The organism is Lysinibacillus piscis (genome assembly GCF_026012395.1).
GTDB lineage: Bacteria > Bacillota > Bacilli > Bacillales_A > Planococcaceae > Lysinibacillus > Lysinibacillus piscis.
In genome coordinates this window covers 35,418-49,218 of record NZ_BRZA01000005.1, presented here as the reverse complement: position 1 = coordinate 49,218, position 13,801 = coordinate 35,418, and the positions used below count along the sequence as shown (strand labels likewise).

Genomic DNA, 13,801 nt, shown 5'->3' with positions numbered 1-13,801 from the left:
ATGCAAAATATTTTGCTTGTTGACGGCTATAATATGATTGGCGCCTGGAAAGAGTTACGCCCATTACGAGATACAAATTTTGAAGATGCACGTAGAAGGCTGATCGAGTTGATGGCAGAATACAAAGCAACAATGGGGTGGCGTGTTATTATCGTTTTTGATGCGCATCTTGTACCAGGTGTTGAACAAACGTATATTGAAAATGACGTTGAAGTCATCTATACACGAAAAAATGAGACGGCAGATGAGCGCATTGAAAAAATGACGAGGGACTTAAAAGCTAGAAATGTACAAATTCATGTAGCAACCTCGGATATGGCAGAACAAAGTGTGATTTTTGGTAATGGTGCTTTGCGAAAGTCAGCAAGAGAGCTAGAAATTGATGTAGGCATTATTCAACATAGAATTACACATGATGTGAAGGGGAAGCAAGAGGACAAGCCACCTTCTCGTATAGAGTTAAAACCTGACGTTGCTTTGATGTTTGAAAAATGGCGTCGGGGTTTAAAATGATTCATTGACGCACATTTTTGAAGTCCGTTATACTGTTCCTAATTATCTGTGATGGCTGAGGTGATACCATGATTAAAAGTAATCCGATACAAGTAGCACAAAATTTTGAACTATTTAATGATGAAGAGCTTGTTGAAATGGTGCATCGAGGTAATACAGATGCGTTAGATTTTTTAATTACCAAATATCGTTTATTAGTAAGAGCTAAGGCGAAATCTTATTTTTTAATCGGTGCCGATAAGGAAGATATTGTACAAGAAGGTATGATTGGTTTATATAAAGCAATTCGTGACTTTAAAGGAGATAAATTGGCGTCTTTTCGAGCTTTTGCGGAATTATGTATTACCAGACAAATTATTACCGCTATTAAAACGGCGACAAGGCAAAAGCATATCCCTTTAAATTCTTATGTATCTTTAGACAAACCTATTTATGATGAAGAATCTGATCGTACATTAATGGACGTACTAACAGGCGCACCGATGGATGATCCAGAGGAGTTAATTATTCATAGAGAAGAGTTTGGCTATTTGGAAGAGAAGATGGGTGAGATTTTGAGTGAGCTAGAGCTACAAGTGTTAGCACTCTATCTTGACGGTCAATCTTATCATGAAATTTCAGCAACATTGAATCGCCATGTTAAATCTATTGATAATGCATTACAGCGCGTGAAGCGTAAATTAGAGAGGCATCTGGTGCTAGAAGAAATCTTATAGGGATGTTCAGCGCTTTTTGCTGTCGCTTCGCTTTCGCAACAGCAAGAGCATTGTTGACATTGAGAAATATAGGTGTTAGTCTTTAAAAGACAAAGTGCCGAAAAGGTGATTATATGGCAAAAAAAGTCGTACTTAACTGTGAGAAATGTGGTTCACGAAATTATACCGTCCCCGCAAAGGAAGGTTCAACAGAACGTCTCACATTAAAAAAATTTTGCTCGCATTGTAATGAGCATACAGTGCATAAACAAACGCTATGAGATATATTTGTGAATAGATAAGTTGATTCGGGGGTTAAGCTAAAATGGGCAAGATTAAAAGCTTTTTCAGCGATGTAATGTCGGAAATGCGCAAGACAAGCTGGCCAAAAAGTAAAGAGCTAACAAAGTACACGACTGTTGTTATTGCAACTGTTGTTGTTATGGCTATATTTTTTGTGTTAACTGACTTAGGTATTTCTTCTTTATTCCGCTGGTTCTTAGATTTATAATAGTCAGTAGTATCATGTGAATATCTTTGAAAATAGCCCGTCATTATAATAAACGGGTTTTTTCGTTTGCTTTGTAAAATAGAATGTAGAGTTTAGGAAGGTTATGTAACATTTAGTTGCTAAGGAGGAGTCCTAATAGTTATGGAGAAAAATTGGTATGTTGTTCATACTTATTCAGGGTATGAAAATCGTGTAAAAGCGAACTTAGAAAAACGTGTAGAAACAATGGGGATGCAAGATAAGATTTTCCGTGTAATCGTGCCAGAGCATGAGGAAACAGAAATGAAAGACGGTAAAAAACGTACAATGATGCGTAAGGTATTCCCAGGGTATGTTTTAGTAGAGTTAATTATGACAGATGATTCATGGTATGTTGTCCGTAATACGCCAGGTGTAACAGGATTCATTGGTTCGTCTGGTGGTGGTGCAAAGCCAACGCCATTATTACCAGAAGAAGTGGATCGCCTATTACAACAAATGGGCATGACAGAAAAAGTGGTTGAAGTGGATATTACAATTGGCGAAGCGGTTGAAGTATTAGAAGGGCCATTTGCACATTTCCAAGGCCGTGTAGAAGAAATAGACACGGAAAAAGGAAAAGTGAAAGTATCTGTAGATATGTTTGGGCGAGAAACGATTATGGAACTTGATTTTGAACAAATTCAAAAGATTTAAAGATAAATTTGTATAGGTGTTTCGCAAATTTTGTTAATTACCACTTGCTTTAAAAAAATAAAAGTGGTATTATTTCATAGGTCAGACTATCATACTTTGTTTTGATGTCTGCAATGATAATTTTAATGTTATCGGCAAGTAGCTGACAGACAGATATTTGAGTGGGAGGGGCAACCCAGTTACCACATCACGGACTTAAGGAGGTGTGTCTCGTGGCTAAAAAAGTTATTAAAGTTGTAAAACTTCAAATCCCTGCTGGTAAAGCGAATCCAGCTCCACCAGTTGGTCCTGCATTAGGTCAAGCAGGTGTGAATATCATGGGATTCTGTAAAGAATTCAATGCGCGTACTGCTGATCAAGCTGGTCTTATTATTCCAGTAGAAATTTCAGTATTCGAGGACCGTTCTTTCACTTTCATTACAAAAACTCCACCTGCAGCAGTTCTACTTAAAGTAGCAGCTGGTATCCAATCTGGATCTGGTGAACCAAACCGTAAAAAAGTGGCAACGGTTAAACGTGATAAAGTTCGCGAAATCGCTGAACAAAAAATGCCAGACCTTAACGCTGCTTCAGTAGAAGCTGCTATGTTAATGGTTGAAGGTACTGCACGAAGCATGGGTATTGTTATCGAAGACTAATCCCTGTTACTTGATGATGTTTTGTTTTTGGAAGGTTGCGGAGTTTCTTTGTGAACGCGCAACCTTTATTCGTGGGAGGTAAAATCCGCTATAACCACAATCAAGGAGGAAGAATATAATGGCTAAAAAAGGTAAAAAACTGCAAGAAGCAGCAAAATTAATTGATCGTAATACACTATATAGTGCACATGAAGCAATCGAACTTGCTCAAAAAACTAGCACAGTAAACTTTGATGCAACTGTAGAAGTTGCTTTCCGTTTAGGAATTGATACTCGTAAAAATGACCAACAAATCCGTGGTGCAGTAGTGTTACCAAACGGTACTGGTAAAACTCAACGTGTATTAGTATTCGCTAAAGGTGAAAAGTTAAAAGAAGCTGAAGCAGCTGGCGCTGACTATGTTGGTGATGCAGAATACGTTCAAAAAATTCAACAAGGTTGGTTTGACTTTGACGTAATCGTAGCAACTCCTGATATGATGGGTGAAGTTGGTAAACTTGGTCGTGTATTAGGACCTAAAGGTTTAATGCCAAACCCTAAAACTGGCACAGTTACTTTTGATGTAACAAAAGCTATCGAAGAAATCAAAGCTGGTAAAGTAGAATACCGTGCTGAAAAGTCTGGTATTATCCATGCTCCTATCGGTAAAGCTTCATTCACAACAGAACAATTAGTAGAAAACTTCTTAGCTGTATTTGACGTAGTGCAAAAAGCAAAACCTGCAGCAGCTAAAGGTACTTACATGAAGTCTGTAAACGTTACAACAACAATGGGACCAGCTGTTAAAATTGACGCTGCAAACGTAGTTGTAAAATAATAATAAATTTCTTGACAGTGATTTATCTACGTGATAGAATTATCGCTGTTGTGAATTATCCATTTGTACCGTAGACAGTAGGAGTGACTTGTCACTTAATGTTCCTACCGAGGACATCGGAATTCGGATTCTTATTTTTAAAGATGATGACTTTCAGCCTCTGTGTCTATTTAGCTCAGAGGCTTTTCTTTTGTCGGTATAAATGACCCATTCTAATAGGAGGTGTCATCATGAGCAAAGCAATCGAAAACAAAAAAGTACAAGTTCAAGAGATTACTGAGAAATTCCAAAACGCTGCTTCTGTAGTAGTTGTGGATTACCGTGGTCTGAACGTTGCGCAAGTAACAGAACTTCGTAAACAACTTCGTGAAGCTGGCGTTGAGTTCAAAGTATACAAAAACACTTTAACTCGTCGTGCTACTGAAGTTGCTGGTCTTGAAGGAATCAACGACGTATTAGTTGGTCCTAACGCAATTGCGTTCTCAAATGAAGATGTTGTAGCTCCTGCTAAAATCATCAACGAGTTCGCTAAGAAAAATGACGCTTTAGAAATTAAAGCAGGTATTATTGAAGGTACAATTTCTTCTGCTGAAGATATTAAAGCACTTGCAGAACTTCCATCACGCGAAGGTCTTCTTTCTATGCTTTTATCTGTACTTCAAGCACCAGTGCGTAACTTCGCACTTGCAACAAAAGCTGTTGCAGAACAAAAAGAAGAACAAGGCGCATAATCGCATAACTGTTCTCACCCTAGCGGCATGACCGTAATAAAAAAACATTATCCAATTAGGAGGAAATTATAATGAATAAAGAGCAAATCTTAGAAGCTATCAAAGCTATGACAGTTCTTGAATTAAACGATTTAGTAAAAGCTATCGAAGAAGAATTCGGTGTAACAGCTGCGGCTCCTGTAGCTGTAGTAGCTGGCGGTGCTGCTGCTGCTGAAGAAAAAACTGAGTTTGACGTAGTATTAGCATCTGCTGGTGCAGAAAAAATTAAAGTAATCAAAGTGGTTCGTGAAATCACTGGTTTAGGTCTTAAAGAAGCTAAAGAAGTAGTAGATAACGCTCCTAAAGCTCTTAAAGAAGGTGTTTCTAAAGATGAAGCTGAAGAAATCAAAGCTAAACTTGAAGAAGTTGGCGCATCTGTAGAAGTTAAGTAATTTTACGTTACTTCAAACAAAAAAGAAAGCTCGTCATTTTGGCGAGCTTTTTTCTTCTATTTAAAGGAGGTAGGCGTAGATATGTCAGATCATTATTATACAAATAAACCTCAAGCTGAAAGTAAGCCTCGACACTGGACATTTGATTTGTTGGGTTACACATTTTCTTTTGAAACAGACTCGGGCGTGTTTAGTAAAAGCGAAGTAGATTTTGGATCCCGTGTGTTAATAGATACGTTTGAAATGCCTGCTATTGCAGGAGCTGTGTTTGATGTGGGCTGTGGGTACGGGCCAATCGGATTATCATTGGCTAAGGCACATCCAGAACGTGCAGTTTGGATGATGGATATTAATGAAAGAGCTGTCGCATTAGCGCAAAAAAATGCACAAGTCAACGGTGTTCAAAATGTACGCATATTTGTAAGTGACGGACTATCAGCGGTTGCTGAAGATATACAGGCGGCAGCTATTTTAACAAATCCTCCAATTCGTGCAGGAAAAGAAACCATTTTTCGTTTTTATGATGAAGCATATGATAAATTGATGCCTTCTGGTGAGCTGTGGGTAGTGATACAAAAGAAGCAAGGTGCACCGTCGACAGTAAATTACTTAGAAGAAAAGTATGAGACAGTCGATATCGTAGAAAAGAAAAAGGGATATTGGATTGTTCGTGCAAAAAAATAAACGAAATATGTATAAAATATTGACTTGACAAATTGGCTATGATAACATAATAAAATGCAAAAATATTATTTTGAGGTCGTATGCCCTTTTGTATATAATTCTTTTAATATGGGTATACTTGCCAAGATAAGTTTAGTTAACCGAAAATGAGATCTTTTGAAGACTCGTTTTCTTTTTGTCTTTCGACAGCATACACTATTTGTATGTTTTTGCAAAGACCTAATATCGCTTTATTGAGGGGTGAATGAGTTGACAGGTCAACTAGTTCAGTATGGACAACACCGCCAGCGTAGAAGCTTTGCGCGTATTAACGAGGTGCTTGAGCTTCCAAATCTGATTGAGATTCAAACGGCGTCTTATGAGTGGTTCCTTGAAGAAGGTTTACGTGAAATGTTTCATGACATTTCGCCTATCGAGGACTTTACAGGTAATCTTTCATTAGAATTTATCGATTATTCATTAGGTGAGCCTAAATATGATGTCGATGAATGTAAAGAACGTGATGTTACTTACGCAGCTCCATTACGTGTGAAAGTGCGTCTTTACAACAAAGAAACTGATGAAGTAAAAGAACAAGATGTATTTATGGGTGATTTCCCATTAATGACAGAAACAGGTACGTTCATTATCAATGGTGCTGAACGTGTTATCGTTTCACAATTAGTTCGTTCACCAAGTGTATATTTCCATGATAAAACAGATAAAAATGGTAAAAAAGGCTTCGGAGCAACAGTTATTCCAAACCGCGGTGCGTGGTTAGAATATGAAACTGATGCCAAGGATGTAGTGTATGTGCGTATTGACCGTACTCGTAAACTACCAGCGACAGTATTGCTTCGTGCATTAGGCTTTGGTTCTGACCAAGAAATTATCGATATTATCGGGGATAACGAATACTTGCGTAATACATTAGAAAAAGATAACTCTGAAAGTACTGAAAAGGCACTTTTAGAAATCTATGAACGTTTACGTCCAGGTGAGCCACCAACAGTAGAAAGTGCAAAGAGCTTACTATATTCTCGCTTCTTTGATGCAAAACGCTATGATTTAGCGAATGTTGGTCGTTATAAAATGAACAAAAAGCTACACATCAAAAATCGTTTATTTAATCAAACGATTGCTGAAACGCTTGTAGACCCAGAAACAGGCGAAATTTTAGTAGAAAAAGGTACAGTTCTTGATCGTCGTACATTAGACAAGATTTTACCTTACTTAGAGGATTCATCGAAAGGTATCGGTTACCGTAAGCTATCACAAGTTGGTGGTGTATTGGAAGACGATGTGACAATCCAATCTATTAAAATTTATGCACCAAAAGATGAAGCACAAAAAGAAATTAACATTATCGGCAATGCATACATTGACGAAGAAGTGAAAAATATTACACCTGCTGATGTTTTAGCATCTGTAAGTTATTTCTTCAATCTGCTTTATCAAGTAGGAGCAACAGATGATATTGACCATTTAGGAAATCGTCGCTTACGTTCTGTTGGTGAATTATTACAAAATCAATTCCGTATTGGTTTATCTCGTATGGAACGTGTTGTACGTGAGCGTATGTCTATTAATGATACTGCTGCAATCGTACCACAGCAATTGATTAATATTCGTCCAGTAATTGCGTCAATTAAAGAGTTCTTTGGTAGTTCACAATTATCACAATTCATGGACCAAACAAACCCATTAGCAGAATTAACGCACAAACGTCGTCTATCTGCATTAGGGCCTGGTGGTTTAACACGTGAACGTGCTGGCTTTGAAGTACGTGACGTTCACTATTCTCACTATGGTCGTATGTGTCCGATTGAAACGCCAGAGGGACCAAACATCGGGTTAATTAACTCATTATCTTCATTTGCGAAAGTAAATAAATTTGGCTTTATTGAAACGCCATACCGTCGTATTGATCCTGAAACAGGAAGAGTGACGGAACAAATTGATTACTTAACAGCTGATGAAGAAGATAACTATGTGGTAGCGCAAGCGAATTCTGTTTTAACAGCTGATGGAGCTTTTGCCAACGAAGAAGTTGTAGGACGTTTCCGTGGTGATAATACAGTATTTAAGCGTGATGTTATCGACTATATGGATGTATCACCGAAGCAGGTAGTATCTGCTGCCACTGCATGTATTCCATTCTTAGAAAATGATGACTCTAACCGTGCACTTATGGGTGCCAACATGCAACGTCAAGCAGTTCCACTTCTTAACCCAGAAGCACCATTTGTTGGTACAGGTATGGAACATGTTGATGCGCGTGACTCAGGTGCGGCTGTCGTAGCGAAGTATGACGGTATTGTAGAGCATGTTGAAGCTCGTACAATTCATGTTCGCCGTATTGAAACAGTCGATGGCAAGGAAGTTAAAGGCGATTTAACAAAATATAAATTACAAAAATTCATTCGTTCAAACCAAGGTACATCATACAATCAAAGACCACTTGTAAAAGTTGGAGATCGTGTGAAACCTCGTGATATTTTAGCAGATGGTCCATCAATGGAAAAAGGTGAGCTAGCTCTTGGACGTAACGTACTTGTTGCATTCATGACTTGGAATGGCTTTAACTATGAGGATGCTGTTATTATGAGTGAGCGCCTTGTGAAAGACGATGTTTATACATCTGTTCATATTGAAGAATATGAATCAGAATCTCGTGATACAAAATTAGGACCAGAGGAAATCACTCGTGATATTCCAAACGTTGGGGAAGATGCACTTCGTAACTTAGACGAACGTGGTATTATTCGCATCGGTGCGGAAGTACGTGACGGCGATATTCTTGTGGGGAAAGTAACGCCTAAAGGGGTTACAGAGTTAACAGCTGAAGAACGCTTATTACATGCAATCTTTGGTGAAAAAGCTCGTGAAGTACGTGATACATCATTACGTGTACCACATGGTGCTGGCGGTATCATCCTTGATGTCAAAGTATTTAATCGTGAAGATGGCGATGAATTACCACCAGGTGTTAACCAATTAGTACGTGCATATATTGTTCAAAAACGTAAAATTCGTGTTGGGGACAAAATGGCTGGACGTCATGGTAACAAAGGGGTTATCTCTCGTATCTTACCTGAAGAAGATATGCCATTTATGCCAGATGGAACACCTGTTGATATCATGTTAAACCCACTTGGTGTACCTTCACGTATGAATATCGGACAAGTTTTAGAGCTACACTTAGGTATGGCTGCACGTTCTTTAGGTGTTCATATGGCGACACCAGTATTCGATGGTGCGAACGAAGAAGATGTATGGGAAACAATGGAAGAAGCAGGCATGAACCGTGATGGTAAAACAATCCTGTATGATGGACGCTCAGGTGAACCATTTGATAACCGTGTATCAGTAGGTGTCATGTATATGATTAAACTTGCGCACATGGTTGATGATAAATTACATGCTCGTTCAACAGGACCATACTCATTAGTAACGCAACAACCGCTTGGTGGTAAAGCACAATTCGGTGGTCAACGTTTTGGTGAGATGGAGGTTTGGGCACTTGAAGCATATGGTGCAGCTTATACGTTACAAGAAATTTTAACAGTGAAATCCGATGATGTTGTAGGTCGTGTGAAAACATACGAGGCTATCGTTAAAGGAGAAAGTGTACCAGAGCCAGGTGTTCCAGAATCATTCAAAGTATTAATTAAAGAATTGCAATCTCTTGGTATGGATGTGAAAATGCTGACAGTGAATGATGAAGAAGTCGAGCTTCGTGATTTAGATGAAGAAGATGATCTTCAGCCAGCAGATGCACTTAATATTGCACCACAGCCAGATACAGAAGAAGAGCCAGTAGAGTCTTTTGAATAATGGATAACCAAAATTCACAGCTGTGAATATGGCAAAACTTATTTTTCAAATTAGCCGGGCAGGATTTAACGCCCTGCTCGGCTTTTTCTTTCAATAAATTATTCTATTTTAATCCTTTGTTAAAGAGCTTATTCTTTACAAACGATTGTCGAGCTGCGTAAAAAGAGTCTTTATAAAGACCTATACTAGAGGGAGGTAGGCTCCTTGATAGACGTTAATGAATTTGAATATATGAAGATTGGTTTAGCATCTCCTGACAAGATTCGTTCTTGGTCATATGGTGAAGTCAAAAAACCTGAAACAATTAACTACCGTACGTTAAAGCCTGAAAAAGATGGCTTATTCTGCGAGCGCATTTTTGGTCCTACAAAAGATTGGGAATGTCACTGTGGTAAATACAAACGAGTACGCTACAAAGGTGTCGTTTGTGACCGTTGTGGTGTTGAAGTAACACGTGCTAAAGTTCGTCGTGAACGCATGGGGCATATCGAATTAGCAGCACCAGTTTCGCATATTTGGTATTTCAAAGGAATTCCAAGCCGTATGGGTCTTATTTTAGATATGTCTCCACGTGCATTGGAAGAAGTTATTTACTTCGCTTCTTATGTTGTTATTGATCCAGGTGCAACAAACTTGGAAAGCAAGCAATTACTTTCTGAAAAAGAATACCGTGCATATCGTGAAAAATTTGGTACTTCATTTGAAGCATCAATGGGTGCAGAAGCGATTAAAAAATTATTAGCTAATATTGACCTTGAAGATGAAACATATTCTTTAAAAGAAGAGTTAAAATCAGCACAAGGTCAACGTCGTACACGTGCTATTAAACGTCTTGAAGTAGTAGAATCATTCCGTAACTCAGGCAACTCTCCAGAGTGGATGATTTTAGATGTACTACCAGTTATTCCACCAGAGCTTCGTCCAATGGTGCAATTAGATGGTGGACGTTTTGCCACTTCAGACTTAAATGATTTATATCGTCGTGTTATCAACCGTAATAATCGTTTAAAACGTTTATTAGATCTTGGTGCACCGAATATTATCGTGCAAAATGAAAAACGTATGCTACAAGAAGCTGTTGATGCGTTGATTGATAATGGTCGTCGTGGTCGTCCTGTAACAGGTCCTGGTAACCGTCCATTGAAATCATTGTCACACATGCTAAAAGGTAAACAAGGTCGTTTCCGTCAAAATCTATTAGGTAAACGTGTGGACTACTCTGGTCGTTCCGTTATCGTAGTAGGTCCAAACTTAAAAATGTACCAATGTGGTTTACCAAAAGAAATGGCTATTGAGTTATTTAAACCTTTCGTAATGAAAGAATTAGTAGAGCGTGGTCTTGCGCATAATATTAAATCAGCAAAACGTAAAATCGAACGTTTAAACAACGATGTATGGGACGTTTTAGAAGATGTTATTCGTGAGCATCCAGTACTATTAAACCGTGCACCAACGCTTCACCGTCTAGGTATTCAAGCGTTTGAGCCAACATTAGTAGAAGGACGTGCAATTCGTCTGCATCCATTAGTATGTACGGCGTATAATGCGGACTTCGATGGTGACCAAATGGCGGTACACGTACCATTATCAGCTGAAGCACAAGCAGAAGCTCGATTATTAATGCTTGCTGCTCAAAACATCTTGAACCCGAAAGATGGTAAGCCAGTTGTAACACCTTCTCAAGATATGGTATTAGGAAACTATTACTTAACACTTGAGCGTGAAGATGCTCGTGGGGAAGGCTCTGTTTTCTATGGTCCTAATGAAGTATTAGTGGCTTATGATACAGGACATGTCCATCTGCATACAAGAATTGCAATTAAAGCTGGCTCACTAAATAACCCAACGTTTACAGAAGAACAGAATAATATGTTCTTATTAACAACGGTTGGGAAAGTGATCTTTAATGAAATCTTACCAAGATCATTCCCATATATTAACGAGCCAACTGACTTTAACTTGGAACAAGAAACACCAAGTAAGTATTTTGCGAATTTAGTGATTGATGCAGAAACATTAAAAGAGCTTGAAGCAGATGCGGCTTACAATGGACTTGATGAAAAAGGTAAAGCAGATGCACAGCGTACAGCTGTGTTGCGTAAAAACTTTGCTTCAATGCCAGTTGTAAACCCATTCCGTAAAAAATTCTTAGGTAATATCATCGCAGAGGTCTTTAAACGTTATCACATTACAGAAACGTCTAAAATGCTTGACCGCATGAAAAACCTTGGATTCCAATATTCAACACGTGCTGGTATTACAGTAGGTGTATCCGATATCGTAGTATTACCAGATAAAGGTGAAATTTTAGCAGTAGCGCAAGAAAAAGTAGATAAAGTTCAAGCACAATTCCGTCGTGGTTTCATCACAGAAGATGAGCGTTATGACCGTGTTATTTCAAGTTGGAGTGCTGCCAAAGATGAAATCCAAGCAAAACTAATGAAATCGCTTGAGAAAACAAACCCAATCTTCATGATGTCTGACTCTGGTGCTCGTGGTAACGCATCTAACTTTACGCAATTAGCAGGGATGCGTGGTCTGATGGCCAACCCAGCTGGTCGTATCATTGAGTTACCAATCAAATCTTCATTCCGTGAAGGTTTAACGGTATTAGAGTACTTTATCTCTACTCACGGTGCTCGTAAAGGTCTTGCCGATACAGCCCTAAAAACAGCTGACTCTGGTTACTTAACACGTCGTCTTGTTGACGTTGCACAGGATGTTATCGTGCGTGAAGATGACTGTGGCACTGACCGTGGTTTAACGATTGGCGCTTTAATGGAAGGTACAGAGTTAATCGAAGCGTTAGATGAGCGTATTGTAGGTCGTCATACGAAGAAAACAATTCTGCACCCTACAACAGGTGAAGTGATTTTAGCGAAAGATGGCTTAATCGACCAAGATGTAGCTCGTGCTATTATCGATGCTGGTATTGAGGAAGTAACAATCCGTTCAGCCTTCACATGTAATACAAAACATGGCGTATGTAAAAAATGTTATGGTATGAACCTAGCAACAGGTGAAGAAGTTGAAGTTGGGGAAGCAGTAGGAATTATTGCAGCCCAATCAATTGGTGAACCTGGTACACAGTTAACGATGCGTACATTCCACACAGGTGGGGTTGCTGGTGATGATATTACACAAGGTCTTCCACGTATCCAAGAGATTTTTGAAGCACGTAATCCAAAAGGTCAATCGGTTATTTCCGAAATCGCAGGTACTGTTTCAGATATCACAGAAATTCGTGAAGGCCTAAAAGAAATTACAATTCAAGGTGACGTCGAAACACGTAAATATCAAGCACCTTACAACGCACGTTTAAAAGTGGTTGAAGGTGATAGTATTGAACGTGGTCAAGTTTTAACAGAAGGTTCTATCGATCCGAAGCAGTTACTAAAAGTTAAAGACGTTTCGACTGTTCAAGAATATTTATTAAAAGAAGTTCAAAAAGTATATCGTATGCAAGGGGTAGAAATTGGTGACAAGCATATCGAAGTAATGGTTCGCCAAATGCTTCGTAAAGTGCGTGTGATTGAAGCTGGTGATACAGAATTATTACCAGGCTCATTACTAGACATTCACCAATTTAAAGAAGCAAATATGGATGCAGTGCTAAATGGAAAAACACCTGCAACATGTCGTCCAGTTATCCTTGGTATTACAAAAGCTTCTCTTGAAACAGAGTCATTCTTATCTGCCGCATCATTCCAAGAAACAACACGTGTGTTAACAGATGCAGCAATTAAAGGTAAGCGTGATGAACTTCTAGGCTTAAAAGAAAATGTTATTATCGGTAAACTTGTTCCAGCAGGTACTGGTATGCAACGTTACCGTCAAATTCGTATTGAAAAAGACGAATTAGACACAGAGGATTTTGTATCCGCTGAATAAAACATCAAACCCAAAGAGATGTGCTTTATGCATCTCTTTGGATTTTTTTATATATTTAGTTGACAGTTGAAATTAGTAATGATAATATATTGAAGGTTGATAGTTAACTGTCTATACTTCGGAGGATATGCAAATGTCTTATGATAAAGTAAGGGCTAGTCAAACAATCATAGGTACAAAGCAAGCAGTGAAAGCAATGCAAACTGGTTCAGTGAAAGAGCTTTTTGTGGCACTTGATGCAGACAATTGGGTAACCGATTCGGCCATATCTTTCGCGAGAGAAATCGGTATACCAGTTATTCTAGTTGAGTCCAAAAAGGAACTGGGCAAAACCTGCGGAATTCACGTAGGTGCTGCAGTAGTTGCAATTGCTGTAGAGTAGTTTTTGTGTATGAAGCA

13 protein-coding genes and 1 other annotated feature are annotated in these 13,801 nt (G+C 38.6%); all 13 genes read left to right on the top strand.

The annotated features are described in order from the left end of the window. The 13 genes from OPF91_RS15865 to OPF91_RS15805 all read left to right on the top strand — a co-directional run bounded on the left by OPF91_RS15865 (nucleotide 1) and on the right by OPF91_RS15805 (nucleotide 13,784). On the top strand, nucleotides 1-513 hold the full coding sequence (locus OPF91_RS15865; RefSeq protein WP_264989906.1) for an NYN domain-containing protein: 513 nt from the start codon (nucleotides 1-3) through the stop codon (nucleotides 511-513). Nucleotides 514-581: 68 nt separating this feature from the next. Continuing rightward, complete coding sequence (gene sigH, locus OPF91_RS15860; protein WP_264989905.1) at nucleotides 582-1,229, top strand: RNA polymerase sporulation sigma factor SigH; 648 nt, start codon at nucleotides 582-584, stop codon at nucleotides 1,227-1,229. A 113-nt stretch (nucleotides 1,230-1,342) separates the two neighbouring features. Further along, nucleotides 1,343-1,489 carry a 50S ribosomal protein L33 gene (gene rpmG, locus OPF91_RS15855; RefSeq protein ID WP_264989904.1) on the top strand — a complete coding sequence of 49 codons (147 nt, stop codon included), beginning with the start codon at nucleotides 1,343-1,345 and terminating at the stop codon, nucleotides 1,487-1,489. Nucleotides 1,490-1,533: 44 nt separating this feature from the next. Continuing rightward, nucleotides 1,534-1,719, top strand: a complete 186-nt coding sequence (gene secE / locus OPF91_RS15850) for a preprotein translocase subunit SecE (protein WP_264989903.1) — start codon at nucleotides 1,534-1,536, stop codon at nucleotides 1,717-1,719. Nucleotides 1,720-1,860: 141 nt separating this feature from the next. Continuing rightward, nucleotides 1,861-2,394: a transcription termination/antitermination protein NusG gene (gene nusG / locus OPF91_RS15845; RefSeq protein WP_264989902.1), complete on the top strand. Its 534-nt coding sequence runs from the start codon at nucleotides 1,861-1,863 to the stop codon at nucleotides 2,392-2,394. Nucleotides 2,395-2,606: 212 nt separating this feature from the next. Next, the gene (gene rplK, locus OPF91_RS15840) at nucleotides 2,607-3,032 is read left to right on the top strand and encodes a 50S ribosomal protein L11 (protein WP_042478596.1); all 426 of its coding nucleotides are present in this window, start codon (nucleotides 2,607-2,609) and stop codon (nucleotides 3,030-3,032) included. 118 nt (nucleotides 3,033-3,150) lie between these two features. Continuing rightward, nucleotides 3,151-3,849, top strand: coding sequence for a 50S ribosomal protein L1 (gene rplA, locus OPF91_RS15835; RefSeq protein ID WP_264989901.1), 699 nt, complete (start codon nucleotides 3,151-3,153; stop codon nucleotides 3,847-3,849). Between the two features lie 50 nt (nucleotides 3,850-3,899). Further along, nucleotides 3,900-4,047: a sequence feature (ribosomal protein L10 leader region), on the top strand. 32 nt (nucleotides 4,048-4,079) lie between these two features. Next, nucleotides 4,080-4,580 carry a 50S ribosomal protein L10 gene (gene rplJ, locus OPF91_RS15830; protein ID WP_264989900.1) on the top strand — a complete coding sequence of 167 codons (501 nt, stop codon included), beginning with the start codon at nucleotides 4,080-4,082 and terminating at the stop codon, nucleotides 4,578-4,580. A 71-nt stretch (nucleotides 4,581-4,651) separates the two neighbouring features. Then, nucleotides 4,652-5,011: a 50S ribosomal protein L7/L12 gene (gene rplL / locus OPF91_RS15825; protein ID WP_004233598.1), complete on the top strand. Its 360-nt coding sequence runs from the start codon at nucleotides 4,652-4,654 to the stop codon at nucleotides 5,009-5,011. Nucleotides 5,012-5,092: 81 nt separating this feature from the next. Then, entirely contained in the window at nucleotides 5,093-5,695 is a 603-nt protein-coding gene (locus tag OPF91_RS15820; RefSeq protein WP_264989899.1) for a class I SAM-dependent methyltransferase, read from the top strand. 240 nt (nucleotides 5,696-5,935) lie between these two features. After that, nucleotides 5,936-9,511: a DNA-directed RNA polymerase subunit beta gene (gene rpoB, locus OPF91_RS15815; protein ID WP_264989898.1), complete on the top strand. Its 3,576-nt coding sequence runs from the start codon at nucleotides 5,936-5,938 to the stop codon at nucleotides 9,509-9,511. Nucleotides 9,512-9,715: 204 nt separating this feature from the next. Next, a complete protein-coding gene (gene rpoC, locus OPF91_RS15810; RefSeq protein ID WP_264989897.1) occupies nucleotides 9,716-13,402 on the top strand; it encodes a DNA-directed RNA polymerase subunit beta' in 3,687 nt (1,228 codons plus the stop codon). A gap of 133 nt (nucleotides 13,403-13,535) precedes the next feature. Beyond that, nucleotides 13,536-13,784 (top strand): ribosomal L7Ae/L30e/S12e/Gadd45 family protein, encoded by a 249-nt coding sequence (locus OPF91_RS15805; protein WP_264989896.1) that lies wholly within the window; start codon nucleotides 13,536-13,538, stop codon nucleotides 13,782-13,784. Nucleotides 13,785-13,801: the final 17 nt, after the last annotated feature.

What these genes read in the sequence shown, in the direction of transcription:
- OPF91_RS15865 (WP_264989906.1), top strand. Translation starts at nt 1, where the DNA reads ATGCAAAATATTTTGCTTGTTGACGGCTATAATATGATTGGCGCCTGG.
- sigH (WP_264989905.1), top strand. Translation starts at nt 582, where the DNA reads ATGATTAAAAGTAATCCGATACAAGTAGCACAAAATTTTGAACTATTT.
- rpmG (WP_264989904.1), top strand. Translation starts at nt 1,343, where the DNA reads ATGGCAAAAAAAGTCGTACTTAACTGTGAGAAATGTGGTTCACGAAAT.
- secE (WP_264989903.1), top strand. Translation starts at nt 1,534, where the DNA reads ATGGGCAAGATTAAAAGCTTTTTCAGCGATGTAATGTCGGAAATGCGC.
- nusG (WP_264989902.1), top strand. Translation starts at nt 1,861, where the DNA reads ATGGAGAAAAATTGGTATGTTGTTCATACTTATTCAGGGTATGAAAAT.
- rplA (WP_264989901.1), top strand. Translation starts at nt 3,151, where the DNA reads ATGGCTAAAAAAGGTAAAAAACTGCAAGAAGCAGCAAAATTAATTGAT.
- rplJ (WP_264989900.1), top strand. Translation starts at nt 4,080, where the DNA reads ATGAGCAAAGCAATCGAAAACAAAAAAGTACAAGTTCAAGAGATTACT.
- rplL (WP_004233598.1), top strand. Translation starts at nt 4,652, where the DNA reads ATGAATAAAGAGCAAATCTTAGAAGCTATCAAAGCTATGACAGTTCTT.
- OPF91_RS15820 (WP_264989899.1), top strand. Translation starts at nt 5,093, where the DNA reads ATGTCAGATCATTATTATACAAATAAACCTCAAGCTGAAAGTAAGCCT.
- OPF91_RS15805 (WP_264989896.1), top strand. Translation starts at nt 13,536, where the DNA reads ATGTCTTATGATAAAGTAAGGGCTAGTCAAACAATCATAGGTACAAAG.